Source organism: Leptospira ilyithenensis (assembly GCF_004771005.1).
GTDB lineage: Bacteria > Spirochaetota > Leptospiria > Leptospirales > Leptospiraceae > Leptospira_A > Leptospira_A ilyithenensis.
This window is the reverse complement of record NZ_RQHV01000043.1, coordinates 262,100-284,917: the sequence shown is the minus strand read 5'-3', so window position 1 is coordinate 284,917 and position 22,818 is coordinate 262,100. Positions and strand designations below refer to the sequence as shown.

The window sequence follows — 22,818 nt, the reverse complement described above, 5'->3', positions numbered from 1 at the left end:
TCTTGCTTAAGCAAGAAATCGCGCCGACGCTAACGCCTTCTCTGAAGGCTCACCTACGACCAACGTCGGTAAGGCTAGTTCGTTATACGAAATGCCAGGAAACTTTGACTATTCCGGAAAATAGGTAAACGCAATAAATTAGGTAATTAAATAGGTAAAATACTTGAATATTAATTAAAAGTCCAATAATATAGATAATATTCCAAGCAAAATGAAAACACTTGAAAAATTAAAAAATGAACTCAAAAGCATTCCTCTTGCTACATCTTGGTATCTTTCTGCTTTAGATGAATTTAAAGGAAAACAAGAACTATATAACAAACAATCTCCTCAAAAATTAAAACATCTGAAAGAACATGCCCTAATCGAAAGTTCTATTTCATCAAATCGTATGGAAGGCGTAAATGTTGCTCAAGCTCGAATTGAAACTGTAATCTTTGGAAGTGCATTATTAAAAGACAGAGACGAAGAAGAAATCAGAGGATACCAGCAAGCGTTACGTTGGATTCATGAATCTCATGACAGAATTGATATTAATTTACAAACGATTTTAAAATTACATAAGTTAAGTAGAGGTGACATCTGGGATGCAGGACAACTAAAAGAAAAACAAATTGATATTACCGAGATACTACCAAATGGAAAATCAAGAATCCGATTCAAACCACCAGGAATCAAGGAAAGTAAAATTTTCTTAATAAAAGCTATTGATTTATGGAATGAACAAATTAAAGAAAAGTATATCCCTCCTTTAATTCTATTAATAGCATTCAATTTTGATTTTCTATGCATACATCCATTCCGAGACGGAAACGGAAGAGTTTCTCGACTAATCCTCTTATTGCAATTATATAAACTTGGTTATGATATCGGTAGCTATATTAGCATAGAGCGGATTATCGAAGAAAATAAAGATCGTTATTATGAAACCCTAGAACAAAGCTCAAATAAATGGCATGAAGCTAAAAATGATATTTGGCCTTACGTAAACTATATCTTATTTATTCTCAAAGAATCATACAAACAATTGGATACCAGATTAGAAAATCTTCCTAATAATAGAGGAAATAAATCCGAACTTATTATTAATTTTATAGGAAATTCAATTGGACCATTTAGTATAGCAGACATTAAATATAATCTGCCCGGGGTAAGTGTTGAACTAATCCGGAAATTATTAAAAGATTTACAAAACGAAAATAAAGTTAGAAGCTTAGGAAGAGGTAGAAATGCTAAGTGGGAAAAACTTTGACTTCACTGGCACTTCGTATAACTACGCCTTACCGCAATGCTGCGGGATTCGCTTCCTCGGGCCAAAGCCACATTGTCCTCCGTCACGTTTCTTGCTTAAGCAAGAAATCGCGCCGACGCTAACGCCTCATAGTGGCGTTGCAATCAACAAGATCATTGCGTAGAAGAATGGTACATTTTCCAACAGTCAGATTGAGGCGTTGAACAAAATCATAAAATATCAATTTCTTTATCACCAGGAAATTTATAATTGTAAAACCAAAGAATCCGTTTTGTCACTTGTTAATCTGCAATTTCCATTCCCATTTCTAAAAGTTCGCATTAACGAACCCATTTACCGGATTCGCACTTGAATCTTCTGTCTGCGTTCAATCAAGAGAAATGACCCGATTCAAATTGACCTTTCCGCCAAAGAATGTATCCTGATTTTAAAGCTTATGGACTTATACCGGATCAATCTTAAAAAATTTCATTTACTTTACTTCGTCTATCTTTTGTTAAGTTGTTTGGTTTCTGTTCCTTTGCTTGACCTTTGGGTAGATAAAAACCTGCATTTAGTATTCTATCTGGGAGCGGGGATTTCTTCTTTCCTTCAAATTGCAGCGATGGAATTGCGCTTTTTGCCAAGGGTCTCCCCCGGACTAGGGGAAAAGGGATTTCCCTTTTTTACTGTAGTTTTGTTTTTTTTTGTGAACCTGGGAACTATTTCCGCACTTGCATTTTTAGAGTTTCCTTTTGAATCCATAGCCGGATTTTTAATTGCCTATTTCCTACACCTACTTTTTCTTGTATTTGCGAGCTATTATAGTGAAAAATAAGTCTAAGTATCGGGCATTTTTCTCATTTCTATTACTTTTTTTCCTGACTTTTTCTGGTCTTTGGGCATCCGGAGGAGAACACGATTCTCACTCTGAGGAATTTGACTTCAGTGAAGTCATGGCACACCATTTGGGTGATGCACCCATTTTTCCATTGAACTTTGGCGGGGAAAAAGTTTTCGAAGGACAATCTGGATTTGATCCGGCAGAACATGATGTATTTGCGGATCATGATGGGAAACTTTACCACTATGTCGGTGGTTTTGACATGCACATCACAAAACGTGTAACGATGATGTGGATTGCATCTTTCTTCCTATTTATCGTTTTTATCCCTGCGGCGAGTTTGATTTCCAAAAACCCAAACAAAGTGTACAACAAATTCACTTCTGGGGTGGAAGCATTCGTATCTTATCTGAAAGAAAACGTAGTCGATTCTTCTTTGGAACACCACGGGCATTCTTACTATCATTACATTTTCAGTTTGTTTTTCTTTATTCTTTTCTGTAACCTATTCGGACTGATTCCCTCCGTAGGGGAATTGACTGTTGCGGCATCCGACTTTTTGGTTTCCGTAGGAGCTTACGGGCACACTCCTCACTCACTGCACACGTTCGGACAGATCTGGTCGGGTATTACACCTACCGGAGACATCGGGGTGACTCTATCTCTTGCTTCTTTAACATTAATCATTATCTACGGAACTGCTTTTTCCTACCAAGGGATTTCCTTCGTAGCGCATGCAGTTCCCAAAGGGGTTCCTCTTCCTCTTTGGCCTTTGATGTGGGCTTTGGAATTTATCGTGACTCATATCGCACGTTCCTTTGCACTCACTATGAGGTTACTTGCAAACATGACCGCAGGTCACGTTATGATCTTGGCTCTGCTCGGGTTTATCTTTATGAGCCAAAGTTATTTCATTGCTCCGATTTCAGTATTGAGTTCGGTTCTGATTTATTTCTTGGAGCTATTGGTCGCCTTCTTACAGGCGTTTATATTTTCTTTGCTCACTACCGTGTTCATTGGAACGGTAATGCATAGACATTAGATTTTGGTTTTATTTATATTTTAAAACAAACAGGAGTAAACGAAGACATGGAATTCGGTTTAGGATACATCGCAGTAGGACTCGCAGCTGGCTTAGCAATGCTCGGCGCAGGCATCGGAATCGGTAGAATCGGTGGTTCTGTCGCAGAAAGCATTAGTCGCCAACCAGAAGCGGCAGGAAAGATTCAACTTGTGCTTTACGTAGCGGCAGGTATGATCGAAGGTGCTGCACTTTTCGCAATCGTAATTGCACTACTTATCGCTCTTAAGCTCAATGGTTCAATCGACAAGACCATTGGATCAAGTGCATCTGCACCTAAAGTAGAACAAGGACAATAGTCTTGGCTATCCTTGCGGCTTCCGGCTTCAATCTGCTGAAAGTCAATCCGGGTCTGGTTGTCTGGACCCTGGTCACTTTTTCAATTGTAGTCATAGTTCTCAAAAAATTTGCCTGGGACAAAATCCTTCATGCACTTGAAGAGCGTTCTTCGGGAATCCAAGGGGACATCGACAAAGCTGAGGCACTCCGCAAAGAAGCAGAAAAGTCCCTAAAAGATTACCAAGAAAAACTTTATGCGGCAACTGACGAAGCTCATAAGATTATCGAAGAAGCAAAACGCGATGCGGGTGTGCTTCGAAATAAGCTTGTTGAGGAAACAAATAAAGAAGTTAAAAATTTAAAAGATGGTGCCCTTCGCGAGATTGATCTTGCAAAAGGAAAAGCTCTTGCTGAATTACAAACTCAAATTGTTGAAATGTCAGTTCTCATCGCAAGTGAGATATTGGAAAAACAACTGAAGAAAGAGGAATATACTTCTTTCGTTGAAAAAGAGATTTCAAAACTCGAAAAACAAAAATTAAAATGAGTCGAAGCCAGGTTTCAAAGGTTTATGCCACAGCCCTTCTTGAGTTAGCTAGAGATGCTAACTCTCTTGAGGCTACAGAAGAAGAATTAGCAGGTATAATCACCGCTTTTTTTTCCGATGATTCCGTTCGGCACTATTTTCTTTCTCCATTGGTAGACCCGATCACGAAAGAAAAATCTGCTGCAAAGGCAGTCAAAGGACAAACGTCCGAGATAGTTGCCAATTTTATAACATTAGTTATACGCAAAAATAGATTCTTGTTTCTGCCCGCAATATTAGAGGATTTTAAAGAAGGTGTGGATGTTCTTAGCAACCGCACATCTTTGAAAATTTACTCAAAGGAAACTCTTTCTACTTCTGAAAAAGAAAGAATCGCAAAAGCAATCACATCCCAATTCGGACGTCAATTGCGGGTGCAGGAGTTTTTGGATCCAACACTCATTGGCGGATTCAAACTCTATGTAGACGACTATTTAATCGATGCCTCCATCCGTTTCAAACTAGACGGAATCGAAGAGGCACTCCTCCAAAAGAAAATCCCTGTCGGAGCAATGTATGAAAATTAAAACAGACGAAGTAACATCGGTACTCAAACAAGAAATTAAAAATTTCAACAAAGATCTCCAAGTAGATGAGGTCGGAACCGTTCTCGAAGTAGGGGATGGTATTGCGCGTGTTTACGGATTAAACAACGTGATGTCGGGTGAACTTCTGGAATTCCAAAATGGAGTTCGCGGACAAGCCTTCAACTTAGAAGAAAATTCGGTTGGGGTCATTATCTTTGGAGACTATATCCATATTCAGGAAGGATTTACGGTAAAACGAGTCGGTAAAGTACTCGAAGTTCCGGTTGGCCCCGAGCTTTTGGGTCGCGTAGTAAATCCGTTAGGTGAACCAATTGACGGCAAAGGCCCGTTAAGTACTAAAAAAACCCGTCCGGTCGAATCTCCTGCTCCCGGAATCGCTATGAGAAAATCAGTAGCAGAACCAATGCAAACCGGTATCAAAGCAATTGATGCCATGATCCCTGTCGGTCGCGGCCAAAGAGAGCTCATCATTGGAGATAGAGGAACCGGAAAAACATCCATCGCAATCGATACCATTATCAACCAAAAAGGAAAAGATGTAGTTTGTGTTTATGTAGCGATCGGTCAAAAGGCATCTACTGTTGCTTCTACTATCGAAATGCTTCGTGAAAAAGGTGCTCTCTCTTACACGATTATTGTAACGGCAAACGCATCTGAACCGGCTCCACTACTTTTCATCGCACCTTATTCCGGTGCTTCCATGGCAGAATACTTTATGTATGAAGAAGGAAAGGCGACTCTAGTTGTTTATGATGACCTTTCCAAACAAGCTGTGGCGTACCGCCAAATGTGCCTTCTGCTTCGACGCCCTCCGGGTCGTGAAGCGTATCCGGGAGATGTATTCTACCTTCACTCCCGATTGCTTGAGAGAGCTGCAAAGTTAGATGATAAATTCGGAGGCGGGTCTATGACTGCACTTCCTATCATCGAAACGCAAGAAGGTGAGGTTTCCGCTTACATTCCTACCAACGTAATTTCCATCACTGACGGTCAGATTTATTTACAATCCAACCTATTCGCATCGGGACTTCGTCCTGCGGTAGACGTGGGGATTTCCGTTTCCCGCGTAGGTTCTGCTGCACAGATCAAAGCGATGAAAAAAGTAGCCGGAACTGTGAAGTCGGATTTGGCTCAGTTTCGTGACTTGGAAGCTTTCGCACAATTAGGAACGGAACTTGATCCGGTAACCCAAGCACAGTTGGATCGTGGTTATAGAATCTTAGAAATTTTAAAACAACCTAACAACTCTCCTTCTCCCGTGGAAGAGCAAGTGATTTCTATCTTTGCCGTGACTCGCGGATTTGCCGATACGATTCCTACTGCGAAGATTCGCCAGTTTGAAGCATTTCTTTTGCAAACCATAAGAGAACAACACCCTGAGATTTTGGAAGAGATTCGTACTGCAAAAGAAGTGAAAGGCGAAGCGGCTCTACAGAAAACGATCAAAGCCATTGTTGAACATTTTTTGAGCAAGAATAAGTAAGGGGAAAGATCTTGGCGACACCGCGTGAGATAAAAAAAAGGATCACTTCGGTCACAAACACCCGAAAGATCACTCGTACTATGGAGATGGTCTCCACTGCGAAGGCGAAAAAAGCAACAAACAAAGTAAATGCGGCGAAACCATATGCTGCACTTACGATGGAACTTGTCGAATCGCTTTCGGGATTGGCGGGCGTTATCCAAAGCCCTTACCTTCGTAGACCGGACAAAATTCGTAAAGTTGCCATTCTTGCAATTACGGCCAATCGCGGGTTATGCGGCGGATTCAATTCCAATGTTTTGAAATTGGTTCGTGGTCGCATTGAAGAATGGAAATCCCAAGGTGTGGAAGTGGAAATTCATGCTGCCGGCAAAAAAGCGATTTCTTATTTTAAGTTTGCCAAGATCACGCTTAAGTCCAGTTATACGAACATTGATGACAAAGCCGGTTCAACGGAAGCAAATGCACTCGCAAATTATTTTATGAGTGCTTTTGCAAAAGAAGACATTGATACGGTAGAAATTATTTCTACACATTATTATTCCGCAGCTTCCCAAAAGCCGGAGAGTATCACTGTGCTTCCTTTGCAGGTCCAAGAAAACCAAACAAAGTCATCTTCCGGTCCTGAGATCATTTATGAACCGGATCCCAAAACCATTCTAGAAAATCTCTTACCACTTGTGATTCGAACTACTTTTGTAAAGATCATTCTAGAAACGGCAGCATCGGAGCATATTGCACGAAGAATTGCAATGAAGTCTGCAACAGATGCGGCGGGTGACATGATCAAACTTCTCACTCGGGGTTACAACCGTGTCAGACAGGCAAAGATCACACAAGAAATATCAGAAATCGTCGGAGGCGCGGAAGCGATCTCTTAATCAGATCATTCGGAGTAATATATGAATAAAGGCAAAATCAAACAAATTATCGGTTCGGTATTAGACATTAGTTTCGAAACAGGAAACATTCCTGAAATCTTCAATGCAGTTGAAATCAAAACGAAAGTGAACGGTAATGATGTGAAAATCACAGCCGAAGTTCAACAACACATCGGTGACAATACTGTTCGTGCCATTTCCCTTCAATCCACTGACGGTCTCAAAAGAGGCTTGGAAGTTACCGATACCGGATCTCCTATTTCCGTTCCCGTAGGAACAAAAACTCTGGGACGTATTTTTAATGTGTTAGGTGAAACAATCGACGAATTGGGCGATATGCCGAAAGACATCGAAAAAAGACCGATCCATAGAAATGCTCCCAGCTACGAAGAAATCAAACCAAAGACTGAGATTTTCGAAACAGGAATCAAAGTCATCGATCTACTTGCTCCTTATATCAAAGGGGGAAAGACCGGACTATTCGGTGGTGCGGGAGTTGGTAAAACAGTTCTCATTCAAGAGTTGATCAACAACATCGCAAAACAACATGGCGGATTCTCCGTGTTTGCCGGTGTGGGGGAAAGAACAAGGGAAGGAAACGACCTTTGGCATGAGATGAAGGAATCCGGAGTAATCGACAAAACCGTATTGTGTTTCGGTCAGATGAACGAACCACCGGGTGCTCGTCTTCGAGTGGCTCTTTCGGCTTTAACAATGGCGGAACATTTCCGCGACCAATCCGGTTCTGACATTCTATTATTCGTGGATAATATCTTCCGTTTTTCCCAAGCAGGTTCCGAAGTTTCGGCTCTTTTGGGTCGTATGCCTTCTGCGGTGGGTTATCAACCGACTCTTGCAACAGAGATGGGGGGATTACAAGAACGAATCACTTCCACAACAAAAGGTTCCATTACTTCCGTGCAAGCGATCTACGTTCCTGCCGATGACTTAACCGACCCGGCTCCTGCAACTGCATTCACTCACTTGGATGCAACAACGGTTCTTTCTCGCGCTATTTCCGAAAAAGGGATTTATCCTGCTGTGGATCCGCTCGGTTCCACATCCAGAATCATGAACTCAGCGATCCTTGGGGATGAGCACTATGATACTGCAAGAGAAGTGCAAAGAATTCTCCAAAGGTACAAAGACTTACAAGATATCATCGCGATCCTAGGTATGGATGAACTTTCCGAAGATGATAAAGTTCTTGTGGCCCGCGCGCGAAGATTGGAAAAATTCCTGTCTCAACCGTTCCATGTGGCAGAACAATTCACCGGTCGCCCTGGAAAGTATGTGAAATTGGCAGATACCATTCGTTCTTTCAAAGCAATCATTGAAGGCAAATTCGATAGTCTTCCGGAACAAGCGTTCTATATGGTCGGTTCAATTGATGAAGTGGTGGAAGCTGCAAAACAGTTGAAATCTTAAGGGTTTAAGGCCAATCCATGGAAAAAAACCTATCTCTTACAATCATTTCTCCTGATAAAATTCTCTACCAAGGGAAGGTGGAATCTGCCATCCTTCCCGGTGCGGTAGGGTATTTTGGGGTTTTGCCAGGACACGCTCCTTTGGTTTCTCAATTGGATCATGGACTTATGCGCCTGAAAATTGAAGGAAAAGAGTTCCGAATTGCCATTGATGGTGGATTTTGCGAAGTGAAAAACAACGAGATTCGGGTTTTGACGGAAGATGGTGATTCTGAGGACGATATCACTCACGATCACGCGGAAGAAATACTGAAAGAGATCGAAGCGCTACCTCATTCACCGGAAAAAGAAATTCGGTTAAAGAAAGCAAAAGTTCGCATTTTACTTCACCAACGTTAATTTTTTTCCCCTCTAGTTGCCGAAAATAAACAAGAGGGGACTATTCCTTTGATTCGAAAATCTGTACTAAGTACTGCGCTCTTTGTAAGTGTTTTTGCTTTTGCATTTTACTTGAAGGAACATCCATCTCTGCAAAAAAGAATCTATTCTCCGGAAGAAATTCATGTTAAAATAACGGGACCAGTGAAAAACCCGGGAATTTATACTATGGAGTCAGGAGCTACCGGGAAGGATTTGATTGAAAGAGCAGGGGGATTATTGCCCCATGTGTATGTATCTTTGGAGGAAAATAGCTTGGAACAATTGTTAGTCGATGGCCAGGCTATAGATTTGGGAAAACGGTAATCGAAGCGAATGGCGGATCAGGAAAAAAATAAAAACGAAGATCTAGAAAATCTCGACCCAATTTTAGATGAGGATACTTTCTCGCTTGATCTTGATGATTTTGATTTAGGCGATGATGATTTGGATTCTACTCCAGGAATGGAGCCTCCCAGTTTAGAAGATATCGAACATAATGATGCACAACTTGCTGCGACTCCTCTTGAAGAAGACGAAGACGGCTTGGGGGATTTGATCGTATCCTCTTCCGATGATTCAGACGATGATTTTCTGGATATTGATTTGGATTCCGATTTGAATTTACTAGGTGAAGAAGATCCTATTCTTCACGACGAAGATATACATTCCGATTTTGAAAATTACGATATAGAAGAATCTTCCCCCTCTCATAAAACTCCACGTGACTCTCTTGATGACGAATTGGAATTAGAGTTCGATGATGATATTATAGATTTAGATAAGGAAATTGATGCGATTCTGAACGGAGAAGACGGAATTCTTTCTCAGAGAAACGAAACTGCGACGGAAGAATTTGGTTCGGATTTCAATGTAAATGAAGAGGACGACGGTCCGATCGCACTTTCCATGGAAGAATTGGAAAATATTGCAGGCATTTCCGAGGAAGAATACGAAATCGAAGCCGAAGATGATTTAGGTATTTCTTCCATTCCCGACGAACAAGAAGCAGATGATACTCTCTCCGATATAGACTTGGATTTGGACGATTCCGAAATCGACACTAAACTTACATTTGACGAAGAAGGTCTCCCGGAGCTTGATCTGGAAGAGGAAGAAGAATCCGGCGGATTTAAACCGATTCGTGATCCCGAAGAAGAAGAACTCTTCGGTTCCGCCAAAGAAGATGAAAATCTAACATTGTCAGATGATGAATTGGGCAATATACTCGGTTCCAACGGAGAAGCCAGTCTTGAAGAAACTCTAGGTTCGGATGAAGATTTTGCAGAGACTGAATCCCTCCCCGAATTCGGAGAAGAGGAATTTTCGTTTGATGAAGAAACTGAAAAATTGGAAGAAGAATCCTCTTTGTCGGAAGAAGAACCTAGCACTAATTTTGCGGAAGACGAGGATGATGACGGTCCGATTACACTTTCTTTGGAAGAATTGGATAATATCAGCGAAGAAGCTGAAGAAGAAACTGCACTTGATATTTTAGATGATGAGCCGGAAGACGAAACCATTACTTTAAGTCCAGATGAACTTGGTAACATACTCGGAAATGAAGAATCAGAAGAAGAGGAAGAAAGTTCGAAAGATTCTGACTTTGATATTGATTTAGGATCTGACGAACTTCCTGAGATGAGCTTTGATTTGGATTCTGAAGAAGAGACTTCCGAATCGAGTTCCGGCTTGGAAGGCGAATATGAAGAAGCTCAAAACGATATCCTTTCCGAAGATTTGGAAGATGATGATGGACCGATTGCACTCTCTATGGAAGAATTGGAATCCATTGCCGGTGACGCGGAAGAGGCACCTGACGAAGAGTTGGTGGACAGTCTGGATCGAGCTCCGCTTCCTTATGAAGAAGAGCCGACTACCGAAGAAGTTTTCTTGGAAGAGGATCTTGAAGACGAATCCATTGCACTCTCTATGGAAGAACTGGAAAATATTACTGCCGGTGAAGAAGATGCAGTAGAAACATTATCCAACGAAAGTATCGATGATTTGTTGGGAGAAGTTCCAGGGGACAACTTAGATGATATAGCAGAACTCCCTGATGAAGAACATGTTCCCAGCTTGGATTTGACAAACGATGACGACTCCGAAGACGATCATGAAATCGAGCTCACACTCGATCCTTTGGATTTGAATGAAGAGGAGAACTTAGTTTCTTTTGAAGAATCCGATGAAGATATAGCACCTGTTAATGGGGGCTTGCCTCCTACTTTGGCAGAAGACTTAAGCAAAGGAATAGAAATTGATCTGGATGAATACGCTTTGGAGGGGAAACTTTCTCCTCTAGAAGAACTAAGAGCGGAAGCCACTCCTCTCGAGTCTGTTTCACAACAGACAAAAGAAACTGTCGAAGTAGCCGGCTCCGAACTCTCCATAGTCGAACGTAAAAAAGTTTTAGGTTATTTAGACAACCTCTTGGGCAATCTCCCCGATGAAGTTATTCAAGAGTTCTCTAAGTCTGATTATTTTGATCTTTATAAAAAGCTAATGAAAGAATTGGAGTTATGAGGTGGGACTTCTAGATAAAGCAGAGAAGGTTCAATCTGCCGAGATCAAACCAGGTCCTGCCAGTCACAAAGCTTCTGCAAAACCACCTTCCTTACTTAAAAAAGCGGAAGATTTTTTAAAATCAAAGGAAACTACCGAATGGATTGATGATGATCTTTCTCTGCCTGCAAGTGAGATCAGTGACGATCTTCCTGTTCCCGACGGGGAAGAAGAAATTGATTTAAGCGATCTTCCCGACTTTGACCAGTTATCCGATGGGGATGACAATGACTTTTGGAATGATAACGAAGAACACAAAGAAGATACTTCCGATATAGGCGATTTGTTCGGTGAAGAAGAAAATGTTTCAACACCGGATGAGGCCGAAGATGATTCCCTTTTGGAATACGAACCGGAGTTAGATGTAGAGTCTGACGAAGAAGATCTTTCTATGGATCTGCCGGAAGAGATTTCGGAAGAAGACCTATCCTTTGATCTTCCGGAAGAATCCGAACCGATAAAGACACCTGAGCCTTCCTCAGAGGAAGAGGAACCAGATTTCGAATTACCTCCTGAACCGGAGGACAATTCAAAACCGGAACTTGCCGAGTTACCGGAAGTCAATTTATTCGACGAGTGGGAAAATGAAGCTCAAACGGAATCATCCAAACATCTTATCCAACCCCCTGAGGAAGATGCGGCATCAAGTGACAAACAGTTTTTATTTGATGATGAATCCGATTTCGGAACAGCACCCATGGCGCATCATCTTGCATCCAAAAAACGAATAGAAAACTACCAAGCCGTTTTTGAAATTACAAAAGAAATCGCATCTTCAAATGAGTTCTCCGAATATTTCGAAAACCTGGTCTATAGTATTATTGGCCAAGTCGGATGTTCTTCCGTAGTAATTTTTACATCAACAAACCCCGAAGTAAGCAGATGGGATGCTGTGGAAGCGCAAGGTTTGGATATAAAAGAAAATTGGTCTTTATTTTCTTCGGATGATATCTATCAAAGAATTTTGGATAGTGAGACCGTAATATATGCAGGGGATTTAAAAAGATCCAGATTGCCCGAAAGAGAACTTACCATCTTAAATGAGTTAGACGCTGAAATCTTGGTTCCTCTTCGCAATAAAGAGGAGTGTTACGGATTTTTATCTCTTGGAAAACTCATTAATGGTGAAGAATACATCACTGATGATTTGGAATTTGTCAAAATAGTCGGTGATATAGCCGGATCTGTATTTACCAGGGTTGCTCAGTTTGAAAAATTAACCGAGGAATTGGACAATGCCAAACAAATCATCGAGACAAACGAATCTGTCCTCCAGTTTGCAAGAGAGTTTGCGTCCGTTCGTAAAATGGACGATGCATATGATCTTTTGATTGAAAGCATCAAGAAAAAACTGGGAGTGAAACAATTTTCCTTTTTGGTCCTAGATTCTGAAACCCGTTCCGATTATGTTATTTTCGGGTCCAATTTTATTTTACCGGAAAGAGCAAAGGACTTCAAGCTTAGTAAAGATTCGGATATAGTAGGAATGGTTTCCAATGTTCCCGGTGTTTACAAATTGGAAAATTTCCGTGACGATGTGGAGCTAAAATCCATATTCACCAACGACGAATTGGGAGTAATGTCCGAGTTTACCATTTTACCAATCATCAACTTGAATTGGTTAGTTGGTATGGTCGTTGTTCATTCGACAGGAAAACCATGGACGGATATCACCCGCGACGTGGCAGTTGCCATGTTGGAAACATCTGCACCCGTATTTGCCAACCTTCTGATCCTTTCCGAAAAAGAAGCGTTATTTAGAAACCCTTTCAATCCTTTGGAATCGAAAATTCTTTCTGAAATTGAAAAAGCAAAGGACTTAAATCTTTCGTTTACCGTATCTTTATTCAAAATCCAGAATGTTCCAAGAATGATCAACCTATTTGGTGCGGGAAAATTTGCGCGTTATGCGGATACTTTGCGTAAAACCATCATTGATCATATCGGCGAAAACGATTTTTTTACTCGAGTAGGGCAAGGCAAGTTTGCCATTGTTCTGCATGGGAAGGACAAAGAAGAATCGGAAATCGTGATTCGAAAGATAAAATCTTCTTTTGCCAAAAAGGATGATTTTTTCGATGCGAACTTCAAACCTTCCTATCGGATTCTGACTTTAGCTTATCCGACGGATACGAAAGATAAAAATCAATTCCTGGAAATGATCGAAGAAGCATAGAGGGGCTGGCTCTTTTATGTTATTTAATTCGATTCCGTTTTTAGTAAGTTTCATTATTTTTTTTATAATCTATTCGTTCCTGGATAGAAAAAAACAAAACATATTACTTTTGTTATATGGGATCTACTTCTATTCCTATTGGAATTGGAAGATGACAATTCTCCTTTTATTCTCCATCTCGGTGAACTACCTACTTGGAATTCATATTGAAAAACAAAGCGACCTAAAAAGAAAAAAGAGAACCTTGTATCTGGGAGTTGCCCTTAACTTAATTTTACTTGGCTGGTTTAAGTATGCACTTTTTCTTTTGGGACTAGTCGGAGACGGCATTCATTTATTCAATGAGGGATTTAGTATCTGGAGACCTGAGATTCTTTTGCCGGTTGGAATTTCATTCTATACATTTCATAATATTAGTTATTTGGTAGAAGTGGAAAGTGGAAGAATTAAAGCTTCCCGAAGTATTGTTGAATTCAGTGTGTATGATATTTTTTTTCCGCTCTTGCTTGCAGGTCCCATCGAAAGACCTAATTCTCTTCTTCCTCAGTTGGCAAAAGATAGGAAAATAGAAAAAAATTCGTTTTTTCATGGCATAAGTCTTGTTTGTTGGGGAATTTTTCAGAAAGCTTTGATTGCCGATCCGTTGGCAAAATTTGTAGACGGGTCTCTGGCAAATACCAATCAATTACCGGAAGGTTTGTTGTGGATCGTTGCTCCTGCATTTGCTTTTCAGGTTTATGCGGATTTTTCTGGTTATTCCAACTGTGCCCGGGGACTCGCCTATATGATGGGGTTTCGGTTGATGAATAATTTTCATCGACCGTTTTTTGCAACGAACCCTTCTCAGTTTTGGCAAAGATGGCATATTTCACTTTCCAGTTGGCTCAGAGATTACGTTTATATCCCGTTAGGTGGAAATCGATTTGGTTTTTTAAGACAAAATATAAATATACTGATTGTATGGATTCTAGGAGGTTTGTGGCACGGGGCAACTTACGGTTATTTGATTTGGGGAATTTATTTGGGATTTTGCATTGTTCTGTACAATACATTCAAACGATGGATTCCGAAAAATATCTCTGAATTTCAGAATGGATTTTTAAAATATTTAGGCCGAACGTTGACTTTTTTTAGTTTTGCTTTCGGGCTTTTATTATTCAGGGTGGATGATTTTCAGGATTTACTTGTCTGTATGAAAAATATACTATCGTTTTCCCAAGAAGCATTTAGCTGGAGTTATATTTTTATTTTTTTCCTGCCAATCGTCCTTTTTGATTTTTGGCAGGAAAAAGAAAAAACCGTTGAAACAGATTGGAAATTGAAGGAAAGACCTTATCTGTTTCCAGTTTTATTTGTTTTCGGTTTTATTGCCTTTTCACTTATCTCTCCATTCGCCAAACAAGAGTTTTTTTATTTTCAGTTCTAATATGAAAAAAATCGCCAAATCCCTGCTCATCCTTATTTTTACATCCGCTTTGATGCATATCACCTATTTTTTCTTGGTTCCTTATTGTGAAATCAGTTCCTATTATTGGTATTTGGATCGAAGAGTTAATTCCTGGCATGAAAATCCGAAAATATTAGTGTTAGGTGATAGCCAAATCATCAGCGGGATCACACCTGAAACCATTGCAGAAATCGAAAATGTAAATGTTGATAGGGTTGTTTATGAACCCAGACCTAGTGAACAACCCGAAGGTATTTTGGACAAATACTACCGAATAAAAAAACAGTATCCTTCGATTCGAAAGATTTATCTGAATATTTCTCCCATCTCTATTACTCGGAATTCGGTAACGGATGCTCATAAACAATTATATTATAGTTTCGGAGAATTTCGGATACACCAGTTAGTTGACGAAGATTTAAGAAGGGCTTATTTTTCTTCTTTTTACGACTTGGTCTGGAAATGGGGTATCGAAGTTTTCCCATTCTTTGGCTTGAATGGAAATTTTTCTTCTGTCTTTTCGATCCTACCCTCCAATTCCCAGTTTTATGAATTTGATCCCGAAACAAACTCTTCTCTTTCTAAAAATCCAAGTTTGGAAATTTTAAAAACTAGAAAAAATGATTCTTTATATTTGGAAAAACATTGGGATAGTTTAGGTAGATCCTGGGTATGGAAGGATTTTGGCACCAAACAAGAGATAAATAAAAATTCTATTTTTCCCAGAGGGAGTGCGATCGGTTTTACCAAAAAAAGGGAAGCTTCGATTCGTATATTTCGCAAGTTGATAAATGAAGTGAAACAGTCAAATATTTCCATCGTATGTTTGGATATTCCTTTCTCTTTTTCTTTAGAGAAAGATATGGAAGAACATGGTGTAAAAGATTTGTTTGAGCGGGAACTGGAGGATTTGGAAGGATGTCAAAGGATCCGGTTGAACAGAGAAAAATTCAAAGAAATGAATTTGTTTAAGGATTGGACACACCTCAATGAAAAGGGAAGAGATGTGTTGCACCAAATACTAATTAGCTGGGGAAAAAATTAACGAACTAGTCCGATCTTTTTCCCCACCGCATGGAGATTGATTCCCCATCCTAGTCCTAGAAAAGTTTTAGGAGTTAGGATCTCGTCAGTTGTCGGGTCCCAGAGATCTTTGACTAGAGCTTCCGTGCTAATTTCAGTCCCGTAAGGTATACCCCAAAAATTTTTTTCATCTTGGCTTTTCATAAGCTTTCTCCTGTCATCCTTTTATAGTTTTGTCTACCATTTCATAAAATTCTTGAAAATGATACGCTGAGTCATGTGGCCCGGGACTTGCTTCCGGATGGTATTGAACCGCCATTACGGGCTGACCTGTTTTTTTCAAACCGGCAACCGTATTGTCGAATAGATTGATCCTGGTCGTGGGAGTGTCTTTATCGGAATCTTCTAATACATGAAAACCATGATTTTGAGAAGTAATTTCGATTTTTTTGGTTTCTTCGTTTCGGACAGGATGGTTTCCACCTCTGTGACCAAACTTAAGTTTGGTGGTCTTTTTCCCAAGTGCAAGACCTATGATTTGGTGACCCAAACAGATTCCGAAAAGAGGTTTCTTTTCTTTCATAATCGTTTTGGCAGCATCAATCGCATATGATAGTGGTTCCGGATCTCCCGGACCGTTTGAAAGAAAATAAGCGTCAAAATTTTCAGACAATAATGATTCCACTTTCGTCTCGGCGGGAAAAACGTGCACGTTAAAACCGGCACTATCCAATAGTTTTAAAATATTTCTTTTTACGCCGAAATCGTATACTGCAAGCTCGTACTTGTTCTTTGCATGATCGCCGAATTTGTATTGTTCTTTTGTCGATACTGCTTTGGCCAAGTCGGCACCCACCATACTCGGCGCTGCTTTCACTTTTTCCAAAAAACTTTCCGAATAGGCATCGGCTACAAAAATGCCCCCGGACATGGCACCCGAATTTCGTATAATTCTTGTTAGTCTTCTTGTGTCGATCCCCTGAATTCCGGGAATTCCGAATCTGATTAGAAAATCACTTAGTGTTTCTTTGGATTGAAAATTGGAAGGTCTCGAAACGTATTCTTTTACTATGAGCCCCGAAGCATGAATCCGATCCGATTCCATGTCGTCCGGATTGATGCCGTAATTACCAATCATGGGGTAAGTAAGATTGATCATCTGACCTTCGTAAGACGGATCAGTTAGAATTTCCTGGTAACCAGCCATGGAGGTATTGAAAACCACCTCACCAAGAGAGGACGTTTCGGCTCCGAAAGATACCCCCTCCATCACGATTCCATTTTCTAAAACTAAAAAAGCCTTCATTGATTTTCCATTCCGCCGGATGAGGTCAAAAGGGCGAACTAAAAGATAAAAAAAATAATGCGGAGTTTACAAAAAATGCCCGCCGTGGTAAAGGAGAAATCGTAAGGTGCGGTCGCCTACGGTCCACACCCCCCACCCAAAACAAAGGGCGGGGGACACCGCCAAATGCGACATAACCCCCATCCAATCATTTCTTACCTATCCTGCCCTTATTCCTCCACATAATACCCTTTTCCCCGATCGTAATAAAAATTTCCCCGGATTTCTACGGTTTCCATTCTTTCCAATTTCTTCTTAAACCCAGCGGCGATGCGAGGGTCAATGCTCAGATGGCTTCTTTTTCCATTGGAAGTATAAACGATTTGCCCGTTTTCTTCCGCTTCCACTACCTGCCCGTAGATTGCGCGTAGGTTTGTTTTTTTCGAACTGGGAGGTTCCACGGAATATTTTTTTCTGATATTCGGTCTTCCTACGCATACCCAAACATCGGAGGTTAAAGACAGTTGGGCGGCTTTTCCCTCCACAAATAATCCGGATTCGTTTCCCGCAAATTCGGAAAAACCTTTCATGGTATCTGCATCACAATAGACTTTTTTGATTCTCTGGGAAGTGGAATCCTCATATTCTATAAATGCTTCCGGCCCGGATGTTTCCAATTGAATCAATTTTCCCGAAAATCGGACAACTTTTCTTTCCCTGGCGTCCAGGGAAAAACCAGCTGCTACAATTATAGACAAAAATAGCAAAAAACCAGGGGCAGGTACGCCTTTAGTATGTTTTCTCAGATCTACCACTAGGTCATTGGTGCAATGCGTCACATATTCCATAAAAATTACATTTTTCATCCAGATTTAACAATTTTATTTGACAGAAGTTTTTTTACCGTCTAATGTCCTTCCAATTGTCGGAACATTACTTCTAACATTGGCGAAAGTATGCTGGCAAGGAAACCAAATTTCAGGAAAGAAAACTCACAAGGGGTAACCATCGAATGTTGCACTCACTTCGTTTAGGTATAATGGGGATTCTGTTTTTAGCTACGGCTCTTAGCCTTAGCGCTCAAGCAGGACCTCGTTCTTATGTCATGTTCGGTATCGGGGGTCAATTTGATTTGGCTCAAATGGGCGGAACCATTTTAAAAGACGGACTTGACTCTCGCAGTCCTGTAAGGGATTCACAAGGCAATATAGCTGGCGGACAACAAAAAGCCATCTATGCAGAAAACACTTTAATTGGTCTGAACAGATCTACTAACGGTTTAGTAGGTGTGAAAGACAGCGGAGCTATGACAGGATTAAACCTGAACGTAGGTTACGAAAAAGAAGGTATTTTCGGAATTAACAATCTCTTCTGGAGAATTAACGTAAACTATACTACTAAAATTGCTGGTGGTTACACTACTTCCACTTTCGCAGGTTATAAGTGGTTGGAACAAGAGTGGAATTACACTGCTTGGACAGTTCCTACTTATTTAGGAATTAAACTTTTCAACGCTGCAAACGACACCGCTGTGTATGTTGCCGGTGGTGTGAACTACTACAAAGGTGGATGGGGAGTTGCTGGAACAATCGATGGCGACACTCTTAAAAACGCTCTTCCTGGTGTAGCTGGTCCTGGTGGATCCTTCCTTAGCGATGCTCCTACTCCTGGAATCTACAAAGAAAACTCACAATTCCGCGCAAGTGGATTTGGTTTAAACTGGTTAATCGGTGCACAAACAAAAGTAGCGGAAAAAGGACATATTTTCTTTGAACTAGAAACTATCCTTTCTGCTGGTATGGGAACTGCTATGACAAGATCTGTGGGTGGAGCTTCTGCTCTTGCACCAACCGCAGCCTACCCGGTCGTAATCGGTGGTCAAACCTACCGTTTCGGTTACAAACTCGAGCTATAATCAGGAGATATAGATGAAACGCAATTTTATAAAATTTACAGGCATTGCACTTGTTAGCACTCTTGCTTTCACTGCATGTGCTAAAGAAGCTGTAAAAGAAGAACCATTTTTGGCTATACTTCTTGCACAAGCTGTGAAAAGTGCTGCAAGTGGAAACTGTGCGATCAGCTTAAACTTAGGAACACTTTACAACGGTGCGATCCTCCAGGCTGCTGCATCAACAGCGACTACATTCACACAAGCTGAATTTGAACAAGCTAACGGTAGTACTGTTACTGCGCTAGGTTATGCAAGTTATGCTGTTACTCCTTACAACCTAAAGTATGACGCTTTTATCAAAGGCGGCGGAACTTATGATGCAACTGCTAGAACTGCTGACATTGCTACAGCGAAAGCTACGGTAGATGCAGGTTCTCTTCTTGGAATTGCAGCAGCAACTTGTAGTTCAGTTCCTGCAATAGGTGCTGGTTTGCAAACTGTGGCAACTAACTTTCTCGCAACATTTACAACTGCTGAACAAACCGCTATCAACGCAATCTTTGTTGGTGCAGGTACAAATACTGCTACTATAACAGGTGCATTTGCCGGTGGATGCGGTGTGATTGCCGGTGGTTTGGCTGCAGTCTATACTGCTTTTGGTGGCTCAACAGCTACTGCCAGCCTTTACCAAGCTCGTCAAGCATATGCGAATGGAACAGGAGTTCTTGCATGTGCTCGTATTCCAAAATCAAGCTGTACTTTCGCTGCGATCACTACTGCTGATAGAGCGACTGCGATTGCAAACGGTGTAAAGGCAAACAACTTGATTGCAAACAACCCTGACTGTAAAAAAACAGATGGTGACTTTATCAATGCGGTTGCACGTGCTCAGTTTACTGGTATTCCTAAAAACACTACTATCACAGGATTCACTTCCCGTGGTGATATTCTTACTAGCCCGTCGGATGCATTTGTTGCGATTTCGGAAGGATCTACTGCCTCAAGCAATCAGATCTTTTCTGAGTATTCGTATCCTTCTTCGTCCGCTTTGACTGGCTTAGGGACGGCTTTCAACGTAGCATTTCCACTTGCAGAAGGAACAACTGCAGCGACAGCTTCTACAATCAACTACTATAAGGCTTCTAATATCAACCTTACAAGTGTTGATAATTGTGAGGCTCTCGGTTTAGGTGCTTACGGTCCGATTCCAACTCCTGCTACAACTGCAGCGACTTTGGCAGCGAAGAAACCGCTTACTTCTACTCCCGAGATCGTTTATGCATTCTCGACTGAGAATACTGCAGCGACTCTTTATGCTACTGTGAACACTATTAAAGCCGGAGCAGCGACACTTGCAGTAGCTTGTAACAACTCCTTCCGAGCTAAAATTGCTCTTCCTTTGGCAATCGGCGGGGGAAAACTTCCTGTACTAAATGATGCTACTTCCGGTGACGGAGCTACTTCCAGCTTATTGACAGCTTGTCTCTACGGTGGAACTGCAACAAGTCGTGCAACTGCGAGTGCACTACTTAGCACTACTTCTTTGGCAGGTATTCCTCATTGCCCTCAAGCAGCAGCAGCGGGTGCAGCGAAATTTGGTGACACTGGTCTTCAAACTCTTGCTGACTTTCCAAACAACTAAGATTTAGATTCTTTCTATCTCTTATGAAAACCCTCGGAGTGAAAACTTCGGGGGTTTTTTTATACCTAAATCAACTTTTCTATTTCTTCCGCCACTTCCCGGTCCAAATCGGTGATCTTTGTTTTGGTATGGGTGTAGAGAAGGATGCGAACAAAATTATATGTATTATAGATTTCTGCATGGTGGTCGAACTTTTCGGAGATCTCGGCCACCTTGTTTAGAAAAACAAACGCTTCTTTGAAATCTTTAAACCGAAGTTCTCGTGCTAGTTTTTGGATCTGGTTTTCCGTTACGATTTTCCATTGGGTGAGTTTTTTTAAAACTTCCTCCAGCTCGGTCGGGGTAAGGGCTTGGGGACGATTGGCGCTCATGGATTCTCCTTGGAACTATAATAAATTATACAAATACTAAGTTCAGTTAGCGGACTTTATGCGGGTCTGGTTTGTTTTCTTTTGTGAAATACAAGTAGATACAACCCAAACAAAATCAAACCGGATCCGACCAATTTACGGGCGCTAAATGGCTCTTCCATATACAGAATTCCTATTCCCATAAGAAAAATAGGTTCTATCAGTAAAGTGGCGTTTAGTTTGCCGATCGGTAGATAATTATGCGCCTGAAAATAAAAAGCTCTACCTAAAAAGTAGCCTAGAAGGGAAAAAAACGTAAGGGCCAAAATCACTTCGGTGGATAAAACTTCCCAAGTTCCTATGGAATGGATATATCCGATAAAAAATACGGATAATAATAATAATCTCAAATAAGCAAATTCCAAACCCAGAATTTCGGGAACAAACCGTTTGATCAGATAACTTTGGGAGGCGAAGAAAAAAGCGGAAATAAGAATCAAAACCGAGGACTCTACACTGATTTGGCCGCCGAGCGTGGATATAAAATAAATTCCAGCTAACGAAAGTATAATGCCAAGGACTTCGAAATTCCTTAGTGTTTCTTTTAGGAATAAAACTCCCAATAATACATTGTAGAGAACAGTCGTTTTGATTAGTATCGCAGAAGGTCCAAGATCGGAAATGCGAAGAGCTTGGTAATACAATATGATCCCGATTGAGTTTAGAAAGGTTCCCAGTAGTAAAACCTTTCCATCTCTTTTTACGGTAAGGATCACCTTGTCTCTGTTTGTTTTTCTGAATAAAAAAAATGTCGATACTAATATGAAAGATCCGAAAACTCCGTAAAATGCTGCGATTTCGGGAGGGAGTTGGTATCTTCGAAAGATTTCTTTGAAACCTATGACTTCGAAAGCAAAAAAAACACCCGTGAGAAATACAAAAAAATACCCTTTCCTTTCGTTACCAGTCAATTGGTTCTTTCCCGAATTGTTTCAAATATTCGTTTGTTTTGCTGAAGTGTTTGTTTCCGAAAAAACCTCTGTGCGCGGAGAGAGGAGAAGGGTGAGGGGACTTTAAAACCAAATGTTTGGACTTGTCAATCAGCTCTTCTTTTTTTTGAGCAAAGGAGCCCCAGAGTAAAAAAACCAAATTTTTTGTATTTTCGGCTAATATTCGTATGGCGGTATGGGTGAAATCTTCCCAACCCTGATTTTGATGGGAGCCAGCTTGGTTTGCTTTTACAGTGAGACTTGCATTCAGTAATAATACGCCTTGACCTGCCCAGCGGGACAAATCTCCGTCTTTGGGAATGGGTTTCCCCAAGTCCGACTGAATCTCTTTGAATATATTTTGCAAAGAAGGAGGGAAAGGGATGCCCGGTTGCACGGAAAAACAAAGTCCGTTTGCCTGTCCCTGTCCATGGTAAGGATCTTGCCCCAGAATCACTACTTTCACCCGGTCAAAAGGACAGTGGTCAAATGCGGCAAATATCTGTTTGGCGGGAGGGTAAATTACGGAAGACTGATATTCTTTCCTTACGAATTCTCTTAATGTTTGGAAATAGGGTTTTTGAAATTCGTCCCCCAGCGCTTTTTTCCAACCCTCTTCTATTTGAACGTCTTTCATAGCGGTTCCGATCTTATTTCAAACTAGAAAGCG

General features: G+C 40.9%; 23 protein-coding genes. 17 read left to right on the top strand and 6 right to left on the bottom strand.

The window, feature by feature from the left end:
• Positions 1-211 precede the first annotated feature (211 nt).
• The 15 genes from EHS11_RS09760 to EHS11_RS09690 all read left to right on the top strand — a co-directional run bounded on the left by EHS11_RS09760 (position 212) and on the right by EHS11_RS09690 (position 16,010).
• On the top strand, positions 212-1,252 hold the full coding sequence (locus EHS11_RS09760) for a Fic family protein (RefSeq protein ID WP_135764194.1): 1,041 nt from the start codon (positions 212-214) through the stop codon (positions 1,250-1,252).
• A gap of 436 nt (positions 1,253-1,688) precedes the next feature.
• Positions 1,689-2,069: a hypothetical protein gene (locus tag EHS11_RS09755; protein WP_135764193.1), complete on the top strand. Its 381-nt coding sequence runs from the start codon at positions 1,689-1,691 to the stop codon at positions 2,067-2,069.
• The gene (atpB, locus tag EHS11_RS09750; RefSeq protein WP_425460571.1) at positions 2,038-3,117 is read left to right on the top strand and encodes a F0F1 ATP synthase subunit A; all 1,080 of its coding nucleotides are present in this window, start codon (positions 2,038-2,040) and stop codon (positions 3,115-3,117) included. The genes EHS11_RS09755 and atpB overlap by 32 nt, the downstream gene beginning before the upstream one ends.
• A 47-nt stretch (positions 3,118-3,164) precedes the next feature.
• Positions 3,165-3,455, top strand: a complete 291-nt coding sequence (gene atpE, locus EHS11_RS09745) for an ATP synthase F0 subunit C (protein ID WP_109020466.1) — start codon at positions 3,165-3,167, stop codon at positions 3,453-3,455.
• Between the two features lie 2 nt (positions 3,456-3,457).
• A complete protein-coding gene (locus tag EHS11_RS09740; protein WP_135764191.1) occupies positions 3,458-3,982 on the top strand; it encodes a F0F1 ATP synthase subunit B in 525 nt (174 codons plus the stop codon).
• Positions 3,979-4,548, top strand: coding sequence for an ATP synthase F1 subunit delta (gene atpH / locus EHS11_RS09735; RefSeq protein WP_135764190.1), 570 nt, complete (start codon positions 3,979-3,981; stop codon positions 4,546-4,548). Before EHS11_RS09740 ends, atpH begins: the two co-directional genes overlap by 4 nt.
• Positions 4,538-6,052, top strand: a complete 1,515-nt coding sequence (atpA, locus tag EHS11_RS09730) for a F0F1 ATP synthase subunit alpha (protein WP_135764189.1) — start codon at positions 4,538-4,540, stop codon at positions 6,050-6,052. Before atpH ends, atpA begins: the two co-directional genes overlap by 11 nt.
• Positions 6,053-6,063: 11 nt before the next feature.
• Positions 6,064-6,933 (top strand): ATP synthase F1 subunit gamma, encoded by an 870-nt coding sequence (gene atpG, locus EHS11_RS09725; RefSeq protein ID WP_135764188.1) that lies wholly within the window; start codon positions 6,064-6,066, stop codon positions 6,931-6,933.
• 21 nt (positions 6,934-6,954) lie between these two features.
• Complete coding sequence (gene atpD / locus EHS11_RS09720) at positions 6,955-8,361, top strand: F0F1 ATP synthase subunit beta (protein WP_135764187.1); 1,407 nt, start codon at positions 6,955-6,957, stop codon at positions 8,359-8,361.
• 17 nt (positions 8,362-8,378) lie between these two features.
• Positions 8,379-8,759 carry an ATP synthase F1 subunit epsilon gene (gene atpC, locus EHS11_RS09715; RefSeq protein WP_135764186.1) on the top strand — a complete coding sequence of 127 codons (381 nt, stop codon included), beginning with the start codon at positions 8,379-8,381 and terminating at the stop codon, positions 8,757-8,759.
• Between the two features lie 48 nt (positions 8,760-8,807).
• A complete protein-coding gene (locus EHS11_RS09710) occupies positions 8,808-9,104 on the top strand; it encodes an SLBB domain-containing protein (protein ID WP_246047744.1) in 297 nt (98 codons plus the stop codon).
• Positions 9,105-9,113: 9 nt separating this feature from the next.
• Positions 9,114-11,303 (top strand): hypothetical protein, encoded by a 2,190-nt coding sequence (locus EHS11_RS09705; RefSeq protein WP_135764185.1) that lies wholly within the window; start codon positions 9,114-9,116, stop codon positions 11,301-11,303.
• Position 11,304: 1 nt separating this feature from the next.
• Complete coding sequence (locus EHS11_RS09700; RefSeq protein ID WP_135764184.1) at positions 11,305-13,518, top strand: GAF domain-containing protein; 2,214 nt, start codon at positions 11,305-11,307, stop codon at positions 13,516-13,518.
• Between the two features lie 16 nt (positions 13,519-13,534).
• Positions 13,535-14,944 carry an MBOAT family O-acyltransferase gene (locus tag EHS11_RS09695; protein WP_135764183.1) on the top strand — a complete coding sequence of 470 codons (1,410 nt, stop codon included), beginning with the start codon at positions 13,535-13,537 and terminating at the stop codon, positions 14,942-14,944.
• A 1-nt stretch (position 14,945) separates the two neighbouring features.
• Positions 14,946-16,010, top strand: coding sequence for a hypothetical protein (locus EHS11_RS09690; protein WP_135764182.1), 1,065 nt, complete (start codon positions 14,946-14,948; stop codon positions 16,008-16,010).
• Here the strand turns inward: EHS11_RS09690 and EHS11_RS09685 are convergent.
• The 3 genes from EHS11_RS09685 to EHS11_RS09675 form a co-directional block, all read right to left on the bottom strand.
• Complete coding sequence (locus EHS11_RS09685) at positions 16,007-16,192, bottom strand: hypothetical protein (protein WP_135764181.1); 186 nt, start codon at positions 16,190-16,192, stop codon at positions 16,007-16,009. The genes EHS11_RS09690 and EHS11_RS09685 overlap by 4 nt on opposite strands.
• A gap of 13 nt (positions 16,193-16,205) precedes the next feature.
• Entirely contained in the window at positions 16,206-17,294 is a 1,089-nt protein-coding gene (carA, locus tag EHS11_RS09680; RefSeq protein ID WP_135764180.1) for a glutamine-hydrolyzing carbamoyl-phosphate synthase small subunit, read from the bottom strand.
• Between the two features lie 209 nt (positions 17,295-17,503).
• Positions 17,504-18,139: a hypothetical protein gene (locus EHS11_RS09675; RefSeq protein WP_246047742.1), complete on the bottom strand. Its 636-nt coding sequence runs from the start codon at positions 18,137-18,139 to the stop codon at positions 17,504-17,506.
• A gap of 239 nt (positions 18,140-18,378) precedes the next feature.
• Here EHS11_RS09675 and EHS11_RS09670 point away from each other — a divergent pair, with 239 nt between their 5' ends.
• Together EHS11_RS09670 and EHS11_RS09665 are read left to right on the top strand one after the other, a co-directional pair.
• A complete protein-coding gene (locus tag EHS11_RS09670) occupies positions 18,379-19,188 on the top strand; it encodes a porin OmpL1 (protein WP_246047737.1) in 810 nt (269 codons plus the stop codon).
• 13 nt (positions 19,189-19,201) lie between these two features.
• Positions 19,202-20,809, top strand: a complete 1,608-nt coding sequence (locus tag EHS11_RS09665) for a hypothetical protein (RefSeq protein WP_135764178.1) — start codon at positions 19,202-19,204, stop codon at positions 20,807-20,809.
• 65 nt (positions 20,810-20,874) lie between these two features.
• Here the strand turns inward: EHS11_RS09665 and EHS11_RS09660 are convergent, their stop codons facing one another.
• From EHS11_RS09660 to ung, 3 genes are read right to left on the bottom strand one after another with little or no spacing between them, the layout of a single operon-like run.
• The gene (locus EHS11_RS09660) at positions 20,875-21,180 is read right to left on the bottom strand and encodes a 4a-hydroxytetrahydrobiopterin dehydratase (protein ID WP_135764177.1); all 306 of its coding nucleotides are present in this window, start codon (positions 21,178-21,180) and stop codon (positions 20,875-20,877) included.
• 56 nt (positions 21,181-21,236) lie between these two features.
• Entirely contained in the window at positions 21,237-22,130 is an 894-nt protein-coding gene (locus EHS11_RS09655; protein ID WP_135764176.1) for a DMT family transporter, read from the bottom strand.
• Positions 22,120-22,785, bottom strand: coding sequence for a uracil-DNA glycosylase (ung, locus tag EHS11_RS09650; RefSeq protein WP_135764175.1), 666 nt, complete (start codon positions 22,783-22,785; stop codon positions 22,120-22,122). Before ung ends, EHS11_RS09655 begins: the two co-directional genes overlap by 11 nt.
• Positions 22,786-22,818: the final 33 nt, after the last annotated feature.